Consider the following 15037-nt stretch of genomic DNA (forward strand, 5'->3'; position numbering starts at 1 on the left):
CCGCGCCATGCGCAAGGTCGACCTCGTCTATACGCGCGTGCGCACCGAGGAGAAGCTCCTCCTCGAGGCGCTGCGCAGGCGCGACTGCGCCGTCAACCTGGTGCAGGACTCCGGGATGGTGCTGTCCATGGACCGGCAGCGCGTCACCGAGGCCGACACCGTGTTGATGCGCAGCATGTCCTTCACGCGTGCGCGCTACCTGGCCACGTTCCTGGAGATGAAGGGGCTGCGCGTGCTCAACAGCGCGAGGACCATTTCCTTGTGTGGGGACAAGGCGCTCACCAGCGCCGCGCTGGCCGCGAAGGGCGTGCCCATGCCGTGGTCCTTCGTGGCCTTCGACGAGGACGCGTGCCTGGAGGCGATTGAGAAGAAGGGCTACCCGGTGGTGACCAAGCCCGTGCTGGGCAGCTGGGGCCGGATGGTGGCCCGGTTGGATTCGCGCTCCGCGGCGGAAGGCGTGCTGTCCACGCGCTTCGGCACCGGCGGCGCGCAGGACCACGTGGCGCTGGTGCAGGAGTACGTGGACAAGCCGGGCTACGACCTGCGCGTCTACGTCATCGGCCGCGCGGTGGGGGGCCTCAGGCGGCGCTCAGAGCATTGGATCACCAACACCGCGCGAGGCGCCGTGCCGGAGCGCTACGAGGTGCCGGTGGTGCACGCGAAGCTGGCGGAGGCCGCGGCGGAGGCAGTGGGCGGGGACATGGTGGCGGTGGACCTGCTGGAGACGCGCGGCGGCGACATCTACGTCAACGAAATCAACCACTGCGTGGAGTTCGCGCGCAGCATCGACGAGACGGGCGTCCCGCTGCCGGACCTCATCGCGGAGTACGTCGCGTCCGGAGCCGGAGGAGCCCGGCGATGAGCGTGCGCGTGGCGGTGCTGGGAGCCGCAGGCTACACCGGCGGCGAGGTGCTGCGCCTGTTGCTCGCGCACCCGGCCGTGGAGGTGGTGCAGGCCACCTCCGGCCAGTTCGCCGGCAAGCGCCTGGACTTCCCGCATCCGCACCTGCGCGGAGTGGGGACGCTGCGCTACACGCCGCACGACGCGCTGGAGCCCTGCGACGTGCTGGTGAGCTGCATGCCTCAAGGCGAGCTGCTCCAGCGCTGGCCGAAGGTGTCGCAGCTGGCGGAGCGGGTGGTGGACCTGAGCGCGGACTTCCGCCTGGACGCCGCGGGGCACGCGCGCTGGTATGGCAAGCACCCGCGCCCGGATGACGTGCCCGCGTTCGTCTACGGGCTTCCGGAGTGGATGGGCGAGGCGCTGACGAACGCGCGCCACGTCGCGGTGCCCGGCTGCATGGCGCACGCGGGACTCCTGGCGCTGCTGCCGCTGCTGCACGCGGGGCTCGTGCGTCCGGATGTGCTGGTGGTGGACGCGAAGACGGGTTCGTCTGGAGGCGGCTCGACGCCAGACCGCTCCTCGCACCACCCGGAGCGGGCGAACGCGCTGCGCTGCTACAAGCCGGTGGGCCACCGGCACACGGGCGAGTTGGAGGGCGTGGTGGCGCGCGTCACCGGACAGCAGCCCACCATCCACTTCAGCGCCACGGCGGTGCCAGGAGTGCGCGGCATCCTCGCGACGGTGCACGCGTTCGCGGCGCGACCGGTGGAGGAGTCGGAGGTGGTGCGCGCCATCGCCACGCGCTACCGCGAGAAGCCCTTCGTGCGGCTGCTGCGCCCCAGTGCGTCGCTCTCTCCGTTCCCGGAGCCCGGGCCGCTCCTGGGCACGAACCACTGTGACTTGTCGGTGGACGTGGACGCGGAGCGGGGCCGCATCGTGGTGAACGCGGCCATCGACAACCTGGTGAAAGGTGCCGCCGGCACGGCGGTGCATGCGCTGAACCTGATGCTGGGCCGCCCGGAGACGGAAGGGCTGGGCTTCCGCGGCTTGCATCCGCTCTAGACCGCTGTCTGACTCCCGCTTTTTGACTCCGAGGAGCCTCACCCCATGAGCATCCTGAGCACGAAATCGAAGGCGGACGCGACGCTGTCCCCCGGCGCGGCGTTCGCGGCGGCGGTCCAGAAGCACGGTACGCAGGCGCACGTGGACTACGACAACTCCATCGTGGACGCGTTCCCCGGCTTCAAGCGGCGTCCGCGCATCGCGGTGCGCGGCATGTTCAAGACGGCCAAGGCCGAGCGCGATCCGGTGCCCTTCTGGTACGAGACGCACCCCCAGGCGAAGCCCACCGGGCCGGTGCAGGACGTGGACCTGCGCCCGGAAGCGGGCTTCGAGTTCCACCAGGACACGCAGGCGCTCAAGCCCACGCGCGCGTGGATTCAAGTGCCGCGCAACCTGCTGGAGGATTCCCAGTCGCTGGCGCAGTTCATCGACTTCCGGCTGCTGGTGCGGCTGAACACGGCGGAGAACCAGGCGCTGTGCATCGGCAAGGGCGGGGACGGCGTGCGCGGCCTCCTGCACACGCCGGGCATCGTGCGGCTGCCGGCGAAGAAGAACGCGGTGGCCTCGCTGCTCAACGCCTGCGCGCAGGTGGAGCAGATGGGCGGGTCCGCTGACGGCATCGTCATCAACTCGTTGGACTTCTACGAGCACCTGGTGGGCCAGCAGTCGCTCCTGTCGGACCTGGCCGCCATGGGCATCCGCCTGTGCCGCACGCGCATGGTGAACCCGGGCACCATCATCGTCGGGGACTTCACCGCCGCGGCGACGCTGTATGACAGCCAGCGCTCGGTCATCCGGTTCGCGGAGCCGCCGCCGGGTATCTTCCCGCGCGAGGGACTGGCCGCCTACGGCGAGGTCTACACGACGCTCGCGGTGCACCTGCCCACCCACTTCTTCGTGGCGTCGCTGACCTGATGGCCTCCGCGAGCGCGAAGGGCGAGGGCGCGCAGCTCACGGTCCTCTACATCACCGGCTGGTGCCGCAGCGGCAGCACCATCCTGGGCAACGTCCTCAACGAGGTGCCGGGCTTCTTCCACGTGGGGGAGCTGAGCTTCCTCTGGAAGAACGCGTACGGGAACGGCTCCAACACGTTGTGCGGCTGCGGCCAGCAGTTGTTGGAGTGCGGCATCTGGAACACGGTGTTGACCTCCGACGTGCCGGCGGGCCTGACGCCGCGCGCGCATGCGGCGGAGGTGGTGCTCAGGCAGCAGGCCGCCGTGCGCACGCGGCACACGCTGCGGGTGCTGGACGAGGCGGGGGATTCGCACGCGCTTCAATCGCACGCGGACTTCCTCGCGCGGACGTACCGCACCATCGCGAGGGCGACGGGGAGCACGGTGCTGGTGGACAGCGGGAAGTTCCCGTCCGAGGCGGCGCTGTTGCCGCGCGTGGAGGGCATCCGGCCGCTGTACCTGCACCTGGTGCGTGATCCGCGCGCGGTGACGCACTCGTGGACGAAGACGAAGCAGTACGTCGTCCCCATGTCCGCCGCGCGCAGCACGGCGTACTGGCTGGGCTTCAACGCCGCGTCGGAGGAGGTGACGCGGAGGTTCCCCGCGCAGTCACTCTTCCTGCGCTACGAGGACTTCATCGCCGCGCCGGACCGCGCCGTGGACACGGTGCTGGACCTGGCGGGCGTGCCACGCACGCAGAACCCGGTGAAGGGTCGCACGGTAATGCTGGGGAAGAATCACACCGTTACCGGCAACCCGGACCGCTTCCGCAGTGGCCCCACGCTCCTGCGCGGCGAGGACGACGCGTGGAAGGGGGAACTGGCCTCCGGAGCGAAGGCGCTCACCGTGGCGCTCGCGTGGCCGCTGATGGCGAAGTACGGGTACTTCAGAGGCGCACGGCGAGCTCCCATCGGAGGGGCCGCGCCGGGCGCGGAGCCCCGTTCCTGAGCCTCCGGACATGACCCCTGTCCTTGCGGATGCGAAGGCGAGAGTCCGGCCACCCCCCCGTCGGAGGCGTACCGAAAAAACCTGTCCGACAGTCGGACAGGTTCGGAGGTCCGTGGTGGGGAGCCTCCAGGCCAGCCAGGCTCCGGAAACCTGTCGGACAGTCGGACCGGTTCGGGGGACCGAGGCTGGGGCCGGCCGCACCATCCGGGCAGCGGAAAGCTGTCGGACAGTCGGACCGATTTGGGAGAGCCGGGGCCCGGGACCTCGTCCCGCCCGAGCCGCGGAAACCTGTCGGACAGTCGGACAGGTTTTGAAGAACCGGGGCCCGGGACCTCGTCCCGCCCGAGCCGAGGAATCCAGTCCGACAGTCGGACAGGTTTGGAGAACCAAGTACTTGAGGGCTGCCGCCCCAACTGGGCCGCAGGAAACCTGTCGGACAGTCGGACAGGTCGTGGAGAACCGTGGCTGGAGGCTGCCGGTTCATCCGGGCAGCGGAAAACCTGTCGGACAGTCGGACAGGTTCTGGCGCACCGCAGCCGGGGGGCCATCGGTCCATCTGGGGCACGGAACCGGTCGGACAGTCGGACCGATTTTGGCGCACCGCGGCCGGGAGGCTGCTGGTTCATCTGGGCCGCCGAAACCTGTCGGACAGTCGGACCGGTTTTGGAACGCCGTCGCTGGAGGGGCTGCCCGCTCCTGCCGGGCCGCGGACTCTTGTCGGACAGTCGGGCAGGTTTGGGCTGAGCCGGGCGGGAGGAGCGCAGGGCTGTCCGGGAGGCTGGCGGGCCGTACGTCGGCGCGGGCGGGCTCACGAGGGACGGCCGGGCAGGGGTGGGGAGAGGGCTCCCTCAACCTGGCTCCGTCCGGCTCGAAGTGGCAGGGATAGTGTCTGGGCCTGCCGCGACGGGTCAGTCGTCGGCGCGGGGCCTGGTCGGAGATGACGTGTGCCGGGCGGGGTTCGGCGGGGGCGGGTCGTGGTGCGGTCGGCGGAGCGGATGTCGGGCGGGGCTGGGTTGGAATGCCTCGACCCGCGCAGGTGCGGTTCAGTGACGTGCGGTGTGCTCGTTCGGCGGCGGCCGTGCGCCAACTTCTGGAGGGACGCGGATGGAACTGGGACTCGCCAACAAGGTCGCGCTCGTCGCTGGTGGCTCCAGCGGCCTGGGGCTCTCTGTCGCGGAGGAACTGGCGAAGGAGGGCGCGCATGTCGCCATCGGTGCTCGGGACACGGACCGTCTGGCCCAGGCGGAGGCTCGGCTCAAGTCCGTGGCCCGGGGCGGCCGGGTGCTGGCGACTCGCGTGGATGTGAAGGACGACGCGGACGTGCGCCGCTGGGTGGATGATGTGGTGGCGAAGCTGGGCGCGCTGCACGTCGTCGTCACCAACAGTGGCGGTCCTCCTCCGGGTGCGGCCTCCACCTTCGGCGTGGATGCGTACCGGAGCGCTTCGGACGCGGTGCTGCTTCCGCCCATCTCCCTGGCGCTCGCGGCGCTCCCGCACCTGAAGAAGGCCGGATGGGGACGCCTGCTGTTCATCACCTCGGAGACGGTGCACCGGCCGGTGGCCCGCTTCGCGCTGTCCGGCTTCGCTCGCATGGGCATCGTCGGCTTCTCCGCCGCGCTGGTGCAGGAGTTGGGTGACGCCGGCATCACCGTCAACGTGCTGGCGCCGGGCTACATGCGCACGCCTCCGGTGGAGCGCACCGCGGGTAATGCGGGTGACGTGGAGGCAGGCCTTCGTGCCATGGGCGCGCACATCCCGCTCAAGCGCGTGGGGCTCCCGGAGGAGTTCGCCGCGGCGGCCGTGTTCCTCGCCAGTGAGCGCGCTTCCTTCATCACCGGCACCGTGCAACTCGTGGACGGTGGCGCGAGCGTCATCGGATGAGCGCCACCCCCGACGCCTCGCCCCGCCGTCCCGTCGTCGTGAAGATTGGCGGCGCGGCGGGCGTGGACCTGGAGAACGTCTGCTCGGACATCGTGGAGCTCGCCCGCCAGGGTGAACGCGTCGTCGTCGTCAACGGAGGCTCGGAGGCGGGTGAGCGGCTCCTGGGCTCGCTGGGCATGGCGCGCCCGGAGGCCACCACCGCGAACGGCAACGTCGTGCGCCTCACCTACGCGCCCACGCTGCGCGCGCTCACCATGGCGTGGGTGGGCGAGGTCAACAAGGCCGTGGTGCTGGCGCTGCTCGTGAAGGGCGTCACCGCGCTGGGCCTGTGCGGTGCGGACGGCCGCGTGCTCACCGCGCGTCGTCGGCCTCCGCTCAAGTTGCAGGGCGCCGACGGGCGGATGCGCATCGACCGCGAACATCTGGCCGGTGAGGTGTCCTCGGTGAACGCGGCGCTCCTGGGCACGCTGCTGGATGGAGGCTATGTGCCCGTCGTGTGTCCTCCCGCGGTGACGGAGGACGGCGTGCTCGTGAACGTGGACGCGGACCATGTGGCGTCGTCCATCTCGGCGGCGCTGGGCGCGAAGGCCCTGGTCATCCTCTCCAACGTGCCGGGGCTGCTCGCGGATCCGAAGGACCCCGCTTCGCTGGTGCGCTCCAGCGACGACGTGGAGGGCTGCATGCCGCTGGCGGGCGGACGCATGCGCTACAAGCTGGAGGCCGTGCGCCGGGCGCTGCAGGGCGGAGTCCCTTCCGCGTACGTGAGCGCGTCACGCGTGGCGCGGCCGGTGTTCTCCGCGCTGGAGGAGGCGGGCGGCACGAAGTTCACCCTTCGCGATGGAGGCAGAGCGGATGCGGGCGCGTGAGCCAGGCGTCGACTTGTTGCGGTGGATGGTGGAGCAGTACAGCCCCAGCCACCAGGAGGCCTCCTTCGCTGGAGCGCTGGTGGAGCGGCTGGGCACGCGCGGCTGGCGGGCGCACACCGACGCCGTGGGCAACGCCGTCGCTCGCTACGGGGACGGGGACACCGTCATCGCGTTCCTGGGCCACATCGACACCGTGCCCGGCGAAGTGCCCGTGCGGCTGGAGGGACAGAAGCTCTACGGCCGGGGCGCTGTGGACGCGAAGGGCCCGCTGTGCGCGTTCATTGAAGCAGTGGAGCTGCTGGACGACTCGGAGCGCGCCGGCAAGCAGTTCCTGCTCCTGGGCTGCGTGGAGGAGGAGGTCGCCATCACTCGCGGCGCCCTTCATGTGCGCGACCAGTACGCCCCGGACTTCGTCATCAACGGCGAGCCCAGCGGCGCGCACGCGGTGACCATCGGCTACAAGGGACTGCTGCGCCTGGACCTGGAGCACCGCGCCAGCCGCCGCCACACCGCGAGCCGCGACTACCGCGCCGCCGCCGAGCACGTCATCGATGCGTGGAACGCACTCAAACGCCTGTGTGACGACTGGAACCGCGAGCGCCCGTCCCTCTTTGAGCAGAACCTTCCCTCCCTCAACGCCTTCCACACCGGCGCCACGGAGACGGAGGAATGGGCCACGGCCGCTGTGAGCATCCGCACCGGCCCGTCCACGGACACCGAGGCACTGCTCGCGGCGCTGGCCACCGTGCCCACCGTGACGGTGCGCACCGTGGCTCGGAAGAACGCTGTGTCCACGAACGGGAACGACGCGCTCTCCCGCGTCTTCAAGCAGGCCATCCGCGAGCGCGGCGTGAAGCCCACGCTGCGCCTGAAGACGGGCACGTCCGACTGGAACACCGTGGCCTCCACGTGGGCCGTGCCCACGGTGGCGTATGGCCCCGGCGACGCGGCGTTGGACCACACGCCGAACGAGCACATCGACCTGCCGGAGTACGAGGAAGGTGTCGCGGTGCTCGCGCGCGTGCTGGCGCTCCTTCCGGTGAAGGGGACCTCGGGAGGCTGAAGGCTCAGGTGCCCAGCGCGGCCAGACCCCGGGCGCGCAGGGTCCGCATCCCCACCACGATGCCGAAGAAGAGCAGGGCACAGCCCGCGGTGATGGGCCGCACGCCCACGTGGTCCGACAGCGCGCCCTGTCCCCAGACGCCCAGGATGTAGCCTGCGTTCACGAGGAGCAGGAACAGGCTGCTCACGCGCGCCTGCAGCTCCGGCGGCGTGCGCGCCTGGCACACCGTCTTCAGGCCCGTGAAGGCGACCAGGTACACCGCGCCCAGGATGAACAGCGTCACCAGGGCCACCGGCAGCGAAGGGGACAGCCAGTACGCGGCGGAGCACAGCCCCACGAGCAGCAGCGCCGCCTCCAGGAAGGCCTGCCGCCCCATCCTCGCGACGAGGGCTCCGGAGCCGAACGCCGCGATGACCGCGCCCGTTCCCTGCGCCGTGAGCAGCATGGACGTGGTGGTCGCGTCCCCACCCAGCACCTTCAGCGCGAACACCGGCACCAGGCCCACGAAGGGCGAGATGAGCAGCCCCACCAACGCCCCGGAGCCCAGCGCGAGCGCGATGCCTGGATCCGTCCACGCCAGCCTCACGCCCCGCATGATGCCGTCCCACAGCGCCTCCACCTTCGGAGGCAGGGTGCTCGCCGCGCCGCGCATCCCCGCGAGCGCCAGCAGCACGGCGAGGAAGGACAGCGTGTTGACGAACAGCGCCCCCTCGATGCCCACCTTCGTCAGCACGAGCGCGGCCAGCACGGGCCCGATGATGCGGCCCAGGTTGAACTGCGCCGAGTCCAGGCTGAGCGCGTTGTGCAGGTCCTCCGAGGGCACCACCGCCACGGTGAGCGCCGTGGCGCACGGGATGACCAGCGTGCTGAACGCGCCGTTGAGCAGCGAGAGGACCGCCACCCACGGCACCGACAGGTTGTCCGTGCCGGCCAGCACCGTGAGCAGCGCGGCCAGCAGCGCCTGCATGCACACGCACACGGCCATGAAGGTGCGCCGGTCGAAGCGGTCCGCGAGCGCGCCTCCCAGGGGCGCGAGCACCAACGAAGGCAGGTGCGTCAGCGCGGCGACTCCGCCCGTCCATGCGGCCTGGCCCGTCACCTGCGTGACGTAGACCCCCAGGGCCACGGATTCCATCCACGTGCCGATGTTGGACACGAGCGTGCCCAACCAGAGAAGGGTGAAGTCGCGATGGGACAGGGCCCGGGCGGAGCCCGAACGGGAGAACAGGGAGGTGGCCACGGAGACACTCTTTCTACAGCGCGTCCCTGACGCATGCTCGGTGGGCGCACGCCTACACGGTGGTTGACTCCCTGGCTGCCTTGGGAGACGGGGAAAGACATGACGCGGCTCAAGGTTCTCGTGGTTCCCCGGGAGATTGCCGGCGAGCGGCTCGACCGGTTCTTGACGAAGCACGTCCCGGGCCTCACGCCGGAGCGAGCCCGGGCGATGCTGGACTCGGGGCGCGTGCGCATCCGGGGCAAGAAGGCGCAGGCCACGCGCAAGCTGTGGGGCGGCGAGGAGCTCACCCTGGAGACGCCGGAGCCCCGGCCGTCGCCTCATGCCTCAGTGGAAGGCCCGGAGCTGCCGGTGCTGTACGACGACGCGGCGCTCGTCATCGTGGCCAAACCGCCGGGGCTGGTGGTGGAGCCGGAGGGGCGGGCGGCGTCGGTGGTGGGGCTGCTCGCGGCGCGGTGCCCGCCGTTCGACGTGGAGGGCGTGGTCCAGCCGGGCGTGGTGCACCGGTTGGATCGCGAGACGAGCGGATGTCTGGCATTGGCCCGGACGGATGACGCGGTGGCTGCGCTCCTGAAGGCGTTCCAGGAGAAGCGCGTGGACAAGCGCTACCAGACGCTGGTGCTGGGCCGTCCGCCGGACACGGGGCACCTGGAAGGACCGTACGCGAGGGACCCGAAGGATCCGCGCCGCTTCACGACCCGTGTGCCCTCCGCGCGCCGGGCAGCGCTGACGTTCACGGTGCGCGAGCGGTTCCGGGAGGGAGCGCTCCTGGACATCGACCTGGACACGGGGCGCACGCATCAGATCCGCGTGCAGCTGTCGGAGGCCGGGTTCCCGGTCCTGGGAGATTCGCTCTACGGCTCGGAGGAGGCGCGCAAGCATCCGGCGGCGCTCGCGGTGGGGCGGCAGGCCCTGCACGCGTGGCGGCTGGAAGTGCCGTCCTCCGCGACGGGCCAGCTCATCCAGGTGGAGTCGCCGCTGCCGGAGGACTTCCTGCGGGGGCTCACGGTGCTGCGCGGGGGTGCGTGATACCGTTTGGGCACTGGGACCTGTCGGATCAGGGCAGCACGAAGAGGGGAACATGCAATCGCGGATGACGTCGTGGGGCGGGTTGTGGGGAAGCCTGTCGTTGATGGTGGCCCTGCTGGTTTCGGGCTGTGGTTCATCCACGAGCCCGTCGGGCCCCGAGCAGGATGCCGGCACGCAGGTGGATGCCGGGACGGATGCGGGCACCACCGGCGACGCGGGCATCACGGACGACGCGGGAACGGCCGACAGCGGCGTGGCGGAAGCCCTGCCCTGCGAGCGGACTCAGGGCGTATGCGCGGGGGCCCGGCGCGCCATGGTGGACGGGGCCTATGAGCCCGTGTGCACGGCGCGCTCCTACGGCGCGGACTACGAGGCGACGGAGACGCGCTGCGACGGTCTGGACAATGACTGCGACGGCGTGACGGACCCGGCGACCTGGACAGAGGTCGCTCCGATGAAGTGGGCGCCTTACGCGAGGTCGGTGGACAGCCTGCCCGTGGAGGGGGGCTTCCTGATGGTCTACAGCGACAGCCCGGAGGGGATCCAGGTGCTCCGGTTCGATGCGTCCCTGAACCTCCAGGGCACGTCGATGATCCCGCTGGATCCAGGCTTCTCTCCCGTGATGGAGGTGCAACTGGTGCGGACCTCACGCGGGCCTGCCCTCTTCTTCACCGCGCTGCACTTCCAGACGGGATCCACCGCGGAGGGACGCCTCGTGCAGCTGGATGAGCAGGGCGCTCCCATCGGCTCTCCCGGAGGCGTCGTTCTTTTCGAGCAGCCCACGACCCAGCCGGCCGCGCGCGTGGCAGCATCCGTGGATGGGAAGCGGATCTCCGTGGTCTGGTCCGCGTCCATCCTCGGTGTCCGCGAGGTGCAGGGCATGCTCGTGGATCCCTCCGGCCTGGTCCTGGCCCCACCCCGGGTGCTGTTCCAGTCGGACTCACCCAACCTCCACTCGCCGCGGGTGATGGGCATGGGGGATGGGAACTTCCTGGTGACGGCGTACGACGAGGGGGAAACGGTCGATGACACGCGCATCCGGTTGAGGCGTCATGACCGCGAGCTGCGACTCGTGGGAGACGAGCGTCGCCTCTCCGTGGCGTTCGGGGCCATTCCCACGCTGCTGATGATGCCCGCGAAGGAGGGTGGGGAAGAGCCGGTGATGCTCTACCGCGAACCGGATGGGCACAATCCCAGGCTCCATGAGGTGCGGCACCTCTTCGCGGGGGGCACGCCCGTGACGCTGACGTCCACGGCGTGGAGCCAATCCAGCGTGCTTGGCGCCACGATGACTTCACGGGGGCTCCAGTTGGCCTGGATCACCATGGGCTACGTGCCCGTTCCGGGTCAGGCTTCGGGCTTCATCTACGAAGGACGGCTCTGGGGCATGAGTCCTTCGGGCGTCGTGACGGATTGGACTCCCGGACCCGCGCCCATGCCTCTCCACCGCAATGGAGAGTGGGTACTGATGCATGAGCTTCCCGGACACTGGATGGGAGCGCTCCTGATGACCGCAACGACCGTCCCACCGGAGGCCTACACCCTCCACTCGCTTCGTTACTGCGCTCCTTGAGCCGAGAGACCATGCATTCGCGAATGATGTCGTTGGGACCTGTGTCGTTGGTGATGGCCCTGCTGCTCGCGGGCTGTGATTCGTCCACGAAGCCACCCGAGTCCATGCCGGACTCCGGCACCCAGATGGATGCTGGCGTCACCGTCGACGCAGGCGTCACGGACGACGCGGGCACGCCGGACAGTGGCGTGGCGGAAGCCCTGCCCTGTGAGAAGACCCAAGGCGTGTGCGCGGGGGCGAAGCGGGCGATGGTGGACGGCGCCTATGAGCCCGTGTGCACCGCGCGCTCCTATGGCGCGGACTACGAGGCGTCGGAGACGCGCTGCGACGGTCTGGACAATGACTGTGACGGGGTGGCGGATCCGGCCACCTGGGCGGAGGTCGCTCCCCTGGGGACGCCCCCGACCGGAAGCCTCGTGGACAGCCTGCCCGTGACAGGGGGCTCCCTCGTGGTGTCCGTGGCGGGACAGGACACGGTCCAGGTTCGTCGTCTCGATGAATCCCTGGCGCTGCAAGCCACGACGCAGGTGCCCGTGGCGCCCGGCGTTGATCCGGTCACGTCGGTCCGCCTGGTTCGGACCTCGCGCGGACCGGCGCTTGTCTATGTGGGCCGGTACATGAGCCCGTCCTCCGTCTCGCAAGGACGCCTCGTTCAACTCGACGAGCAGGGCAACCCCGTGGGCCCTCCGGGAGGCGTCGTCATTCTCGAATACCCCCAGTTCCCGGTCCACGCGGGGGTGGCCGTGTCCCTGGACGGGCAGCGGCTCGCGGTGGTGTGGAACGTGGGGACGGAGGATTACAGGGAGACGCAGGGGCTGGTCGTGGACGCGGACGGAAAGCGGTTGAGCGGACCCTGGATCCTCTTCAGGACGCAGGAACAGGTCGTTCTCTCCACTCCGGCCGTGCTGGCGCTCGGGGATGGAGGGTTCCTGGTGATGGTGGTGGAGGACCACGGTCCGGAGGCGCTGTCACGCATCCGGCTCTGGCATCAAGACCCGGAGCTGTCGGTCAGGAGCGAGGAGCGAGCGCTGGACGTGGGGAATTCGCCCACGGCCCTGTTGCTGAGCGCGGCTCCGGGGGCAGGTGGCACCCCCGGTGAGCCACTGCTGCTCTATCGTGAGACGTCGGTCCGTCCTCAACAGCTCAAGCAGGTCCGGTCCCTCTTCACTGGAGGCGTTCCGGCAACGCTCGCCACCGCGACCGAGGGAGAGACGCCGTGGTTCGGTGCCACCATGACTTCACGCGGTCTCCAGATGGCCTGGCTCGCCGTGCACTCTGTGTCGCCAGCGAAGACGGACGATTCTTTCTTCAACTATGAAGGCCGGTTCTGGGGCCTGGGACCGAACGGCATCGCGACGGACTGGAGCCCGGGACCTGGCCCCATGCCCCTGCACCGCCACTCGCAATGGGTGCGGATGCATGAACTCCCCGGGCACTGGATGGGGGCGCTCGTGATGACCGCCACCAACACGCCGATAGCGACCCATACCCTCCAGTCCGTGCGCTACTGCGCGCCCTGACCCTGGCGGTCCGCGGCGCGCTGGCGCTGGGGGTGTGGAAGCCCGCGGAGGGCGGCTATTCGCGGCGGAGGCCGACGTCGTCCTCGGCGTCGGGCTCGGGCGGCTCCAGACGGGCCTGCCGCTCACTGGCCTCCCAGGAGGCCTCGGCGTCACCGGCGTGCACGCGGGCGGCGGCAGCGTCGTCCTGGTCGCCAGTCCACGTGGTGTGGCCTCCAGCGAAGCCCTCCAGGGGGCGAGCGCCGCGATGCGACTCCACCTCCAGGTCCTTCTGCTCCTGCTCGCGCAGCCGCTCGCGCTCCTGCTCCCGCTCGTGTTCATGCTGCTGTTCAAGAATCCTGTCCGCCATATCGCATCACCTCCTGCCCCAAGGTGGGGTGCGCCCACGCGAGACGGCAGGGGGAGGCGGGCGTTCGTGCACGGCCGCATGCCTGGCGTGCGGTCGGTTACGCTCCAGCGGCCCGTGTGAGCCGGGCATCTGGAGGAGCGCGGCGCATGAACGCAGGAGTCTCCATCGTCGCCGATGACACCCGGAGCTGGGGGTTGGAGACCCCTGGCCCCGGCCTGCTGCTGCACGTCCCCGCCACGGGCCGCTGGGCGCGGCGTCCCTCCGTGCATCTGGAGGCGGCTCCCGACTACCGCATCCGGTTGCGCGGCGCGGGACAGACGCTGCTCTGGGCCCGCATCGACTCCTACTGGGACCGCGCGGCGTTCCTCCGGGGAACAGCCCCCGTCCCTCATGTCCTGCCGTCCCTGTCCGCGCCCGAGGTCCGGACCGTGGAGGCCGCGCCAGGCACCGGGCCCTGGTGGGAGGCCTGGGAGTGGCGGGTGGCGCGTGCGCTCGTGGAGGCCCCTTTGTCGGTGCTCCACTCCGGGTCCTGGTGTCTGCGCCCCGTGCGCGCCATCGCTGCGGAGAAGTCGGAGCGGCATCCTGTCTCGCCCATGGAATGGGGCTTCGGTCAGCCGCCGATGCCGCCGCACTCACTGTCCGCCGTGACTCGGTTCCTCCACGCCTGGAATGAGGACTGGTGGGACGCGCGGACCGAACACACTCCGGGTGTCGTGCTCGGACTGCGCGCGCCCTCTTCAGCCGAGGATGGACGCGTGAAGAGCTGGCGCAAGCGCGCACGGGACGGGACGTTGCCGCCCGTGCTGCTGCTCTACGTGGACATCCTGGCGAAGTGGCTGGTGCTGGATGGCCATGACCGGCTGCAAGCGGCGCTGCTCGAAGGCGTGGAGCCTCCGCTGCTGGGCTTGTGGCCCTTCGTCACCCCGCCGCGTGCCGCGAGCTCCGTCCGCGAGGAGGGCGCCCTGTTCAGCGCGGAGTTCCAGCTGCGCGCGGGCGCGACGCCGGAGACCGTCGACCGCGTCAACCGCATGCTCCTGCTCAACTTCACCCCCGACCCCAGGGGAACCGTCTCGCGCTCCTGGCCGCTCCCGGGCGGGCGGGCTGCCTGGCGCGAGGAGGTCTCCGCCCGGCGCCGAGGTGCGCCGTCCCCGCTTCCGGACGACATCGACTGGGATGGGTTCACGTAAGCTGTCCGGCATGTTTCAACACTTCGAACGCACGACCACCGACCGGCTGTTGCTCCGCGCTGTTCGCGAAAACGACCTGGACGCGGTCTTCGCCCTCCACTCGGATCCGACGACGAACCGGTTCAGCCGCCGCGGCTACATGCAGACGCTGGACGACGCGCGGCGGATCATGGGCATCTGGCTGGAGGACTGGGCGCGCGACGGCGTGGGGTACTGGCTGGTGGAGCGGCTGGACGCGCCCGGCGTCGTCGTGGGCCTGAGCGGCCTGCGCCACAAGGAGCTGGAGGGCCAGCGCGTGCTCAACCTGGCCTACCGCTTCACGCCCGAGACCTGGGGCTCCGGGTACGCCACGGAGGCGTCCCGCGTCGCGCTGGCGCTGGCGGCCCGTCACCTGCCGCGGGTTCCCCTGGTGGCCATCATCCACCCGGAGAACACCGCGTCCCTCCGCGTGGCGGAGCGGCTGGGGATGCGCCTGGACCGCCACGTTACCGAGGACGGCATCCCGAACCGCGTGTATGTGATTGGCTGAGCA

14 protein-coding genes are annotated in these 15037 nt (G+C 70.5%); 12 read left to right on the forward strand and 2 right to left on the reverse strand.

The features are described from left to right. The first annotated feature begins 7 nt into the window (after positions 1–7). From GTZ93_RS17515 to GTZ93_RS17545, 7 genes are all read left to right on the forward strand, one after another. On the forward strand, positions 8–862 hold the full coding sequence (locus tag GTZ93_RS17515) for a RimK family alpha-L-glutamate ligase (RefSeq protein WP_120581078.1): 855 nt from the start codon (positions 8–10) through the stop codon (positions 860–862). Then, positions 859–1902 (forward strand): N-acetyl-gamma-glutamyl-phosphate reductase, encoded by a 1044-nt coding sequence (gene argC / locus GTZ93_RS17520; protein ID WP_139918959.1) that lies wholly within the window; start codon positions 859–861, stop codon positions 1900–1902. The genes GTZ93_RS17515 and argC overlap by 4 nt, the downstream gene beginning before the upstream one ends. Before the next feature lie 45 nt (positions 1903–1947). After that, positions 1948–2817, forward strand: a complete 870-nt coding sequence (locus GTZ93_RS17525; protein WP_120599568.1) for a family 3 encapsulin nanocompartment shell protein — start codon at positions 1948–1950, stop codon at positions 2815–2817. Next, a complete protein-coding gene (locus tag GTZ93_RS17530; RefSeq protein ID WP_139918958.1) occupies positions 2817–3803 on the forward strand; it encodes a sulfotransferase in 987 nt (328 codons plus the stop codon). Before GTZ93_RS17525 ends, GTZ93_RS17530 begins: the two co-directional genes overlap by 1 nt. Positions 3804–4907: 1104 nt before the next feature. After that, a complete protein-coding gene (locus tag GTZ93_RS17535) occupies positions 4908–5684 on the forward strand; it encodes an SDR family NAD(P)-dependent oxidoreductase (protein WP_139915576.1) in 777 nt (258 codons plus the stop codon). Next, positions 5681–6550: a [LysW]-aminoadipate kinase gene (locus GTZ93_RS17540; protein ID WP_139915575.1), complete on the forward strand. Its 870-nt coding sequence runs from the start codon at positions 5681–5683 to the stop codon at positions 6548–6550. Before GTZ93_RS17535 ends, GTZ93_RS17540 begins: the two co-directional genes overlap by 4 nt. Further along, entirely contained in the window at positions 6537–7613 is a 1077-nt protein-coding gene (locus GTZ93_RS17545) for a M20/M25/M40 family metallo-hydrolase (RefSeq protein ID WP_120577830.1), read from the forward strand. The genes GTZ93_RS17540 and GTZ93_RS17545 overlap by 14 nt, the downstream gene beginning before the upstream one ends. A gap of 4 nt (positions 7614–7617) precedes the next feature. On the opposite strand, the gene GTZ93_RS17550 is transcribed toward GTZ93_RS17545, so the two are convergent. Then, positions 7618–8853: an MFS transporter gene (locus tag GTZ93_RS17550; protein ID WP_139915574.1), complete on the reverse strand. Its 1236-nt coding sequence runs from the start codon at positions 8851–8853 to the stop codon at positions 7618–7620. 99 nt (positions 8854–8952) lie between these two features. Here GTZ93_RS17550 and GTZ93_RS17555 point away from each other — a divergent pair, with 99 nt between their 5' ends. Genes GTZ93_RS17555 through GTZ93_RS17565 form a run of 3 tightly spaced genes read left to right on the forward strand, consistent with a single transcriptional unit; the run spans position 8953 to position 12972 of the window. After that, the gene (locus tag GTZ93_RS17555; protein ID WP_139915573.1) at positions 8953–9879 is read left to right on the forward strand and encodes an RluA family pseudouridine synthase; all 927 of its coding nucleotides are present in this window, start codon (positions 8953–8955) and stop codon (positions 9877–9879) included. A 52-nt stretch (positions 9880–9931) separates the two neighbouring features. Beyond that, on the forward strand, positions 9932–11452 hold the full coding sequence (locus GTZ93_RS17560) for a putative metal-binding motif-containing protein (RefSeq protein ID WP_139915572.1): 1521 nt from the start codon (positions 9932–9934) through the stop codon (positions 11450–11452). Positions 11453–11463: 11 nt separating this feature from the next. Continuing rightward, positions 11464–12972, forward strand: a complete 1509-nt coding sequence (locus GTZ93_RS17565; RefSeq protein ID WP_139915571.1) for a putative metal-binding motif-containing protein — start codon at positions 11464–11466, stop codon at positions 12970–12972. Positions 12973–13027: 55 nt separating this feature from the next. Here GTZ93_RS17565 and GTZ93_RS17570 read toward each other — a convergent pair whose 3' ends face one another. Continuing rightward, on the reverse strand, positions 13028–13318 hold the full coding sequence (locus GTZ93_RS17570) for a hypothetical protein (RefSeq protein WP_139915570.1): 291 nt from the start codon (positions 13316–13318) through the stop codon (positions 13028–13030). Between the two features lie 146 nt (positions 13319–13464). Here GTZ93_RS17570 and GTZ93_RS17575 point away from each other — a divergent pair, with 146 nt between their 5' ends. Together GTZ93_RS17575 and GTZ93_RS17580 are read left to right on the forward strand one after the other, a co-directional pair. Next, complete coding sequence (locus tag GTZ93_RS17575; protein WP_139915569.1) at positions 13465–14505, forward strand: hypothetical protein; 1041 nt, start codon at positions 13465–13467, stop codon at positions 14503–14505. A 10-nt stretch (positions 14506–14515) separates the two neighbouring features. Next, on the forward strand, positions 14516–15034 hold the full coding sequence (locus GTZ93_RS17580) for a GNAT family N-acetyltransferase (RefSeq protein ID WP_139915568.1): 519 nt from the start codon (positions 14516–14518) through the stop codon (positions 15032–15034). Positions 15035–15037 lie beyond the last annotated feature (3 nt).

This window comes from Corallococcus exiguus (genome assembly GCF_009909105.1).
GTDB classification, from domain to species: domain Bacteria; phylum Myxococcota; class Myxococcia; order Myxococcales; family Myxococcaceae; genus Corallococcus; species Corallococcus exiguus.

What these genes read in the sequence shown, in the direction of transcription:
- GTZ93_RS17540 (WP_139915575.1), top strand. Translation starts at nt 5,681, where the DNA reads ATGAGCGCCACCCCCGACGCCTCGCCCCGCCGTCCCGTCGTCGTGAAG.
- GTZ93_RS17515 (WP_120581078.1), top strand. Translation starts at nt 8, where the DNA reads ATGCGCAAGGTCGACCTCGTCTATACGCGCGTGCGCACCGAGGAGAAG.
- GTZ93_RS17575 (WP_139915569.1), top strand. Translation starts at nt 13,465, where the DNA reads ATGAACGCAGGAGTCTCCATCGTCGCCGATGACACCCGGAGCTGGGGG.
- GTZ93_RS17570 (WP_139915570.1), bottom strand. Translation starts at nt 13,318, where the DNA reads ATGGCGGACAGGATTCTTGAACAGCAGCATGAACACGAGCGGGAGCAG.
- GTZ93_RS17565 (WP_139915571.1), top strand. Translation starts at nt 11,464, where the DNA reads ATGCATTCGCGAATGATGTCGTTGGGACCTGTGTCGTTGGTGATGGCC.
- GTZ93_RS17545 (WP_120577830.1), top strand. Translation starts at nt 6,537, where the DNA reads ATGCGGGCGCGTGAGCCAGGCGTCGACTTGTTGCGGTGGATGGTGGAG.
- GTZ93_RS17535 (WP_139915576.1), top strand. Translation starts at nt 4,908, where the DNA reads ATGGAACTGGGACTCGCCAACAAGGTCGCGCTCGTCGCTGGTGGCTCC.
- GTZ93_RS17525 (WP_120599568.1), top strand. Translation starts at nt 1,948, where the DNA reads ATGAGCATCCTGAGCACGAAATCGAAGGCGGACGCGACGCTGTCCCCC.
- GTZ93_RS17530 (WP_139918958.1), top strand. Translation starts at nt 2,817, where the DNA reads ATGGCCTCCGCGAGCGCGAAGGGCGAGGGCGCGCAGCTCACGGTCCTC.
- argC (WP_139918959.1), top strand. Translation starts at nt 859, where the DNA reads ATGAGCGTGCGCGTGGCGGTGCTGGGAGCCGCAGGCTACACCGGCGGC.
- GTZ93_RS17580 (WP_139915568.1), top strand. Translation starts at nt 14,516, where the DNA reads ATGTTTCAACACTTCGAACGCACGACCACCGACCGGCTGTTGCTCCGC.
- GTZ93_RS17560 (WP_139915572.1), top strand. Translation starts at nt 9,932, where the DNA reads ATGCAATCGCGGATGACGTCGTGGGGCGGGTTGTGGGGAAGCCTGTCG.
- GTZ93_RS17555 (WP_139915573.1), top strand. Translation starts at nt 8,953, where the DNA reads ATGACGCGGCTCAAGGTTCTCGTGGTTCCCCGGGAGATTGCCGGCGAG.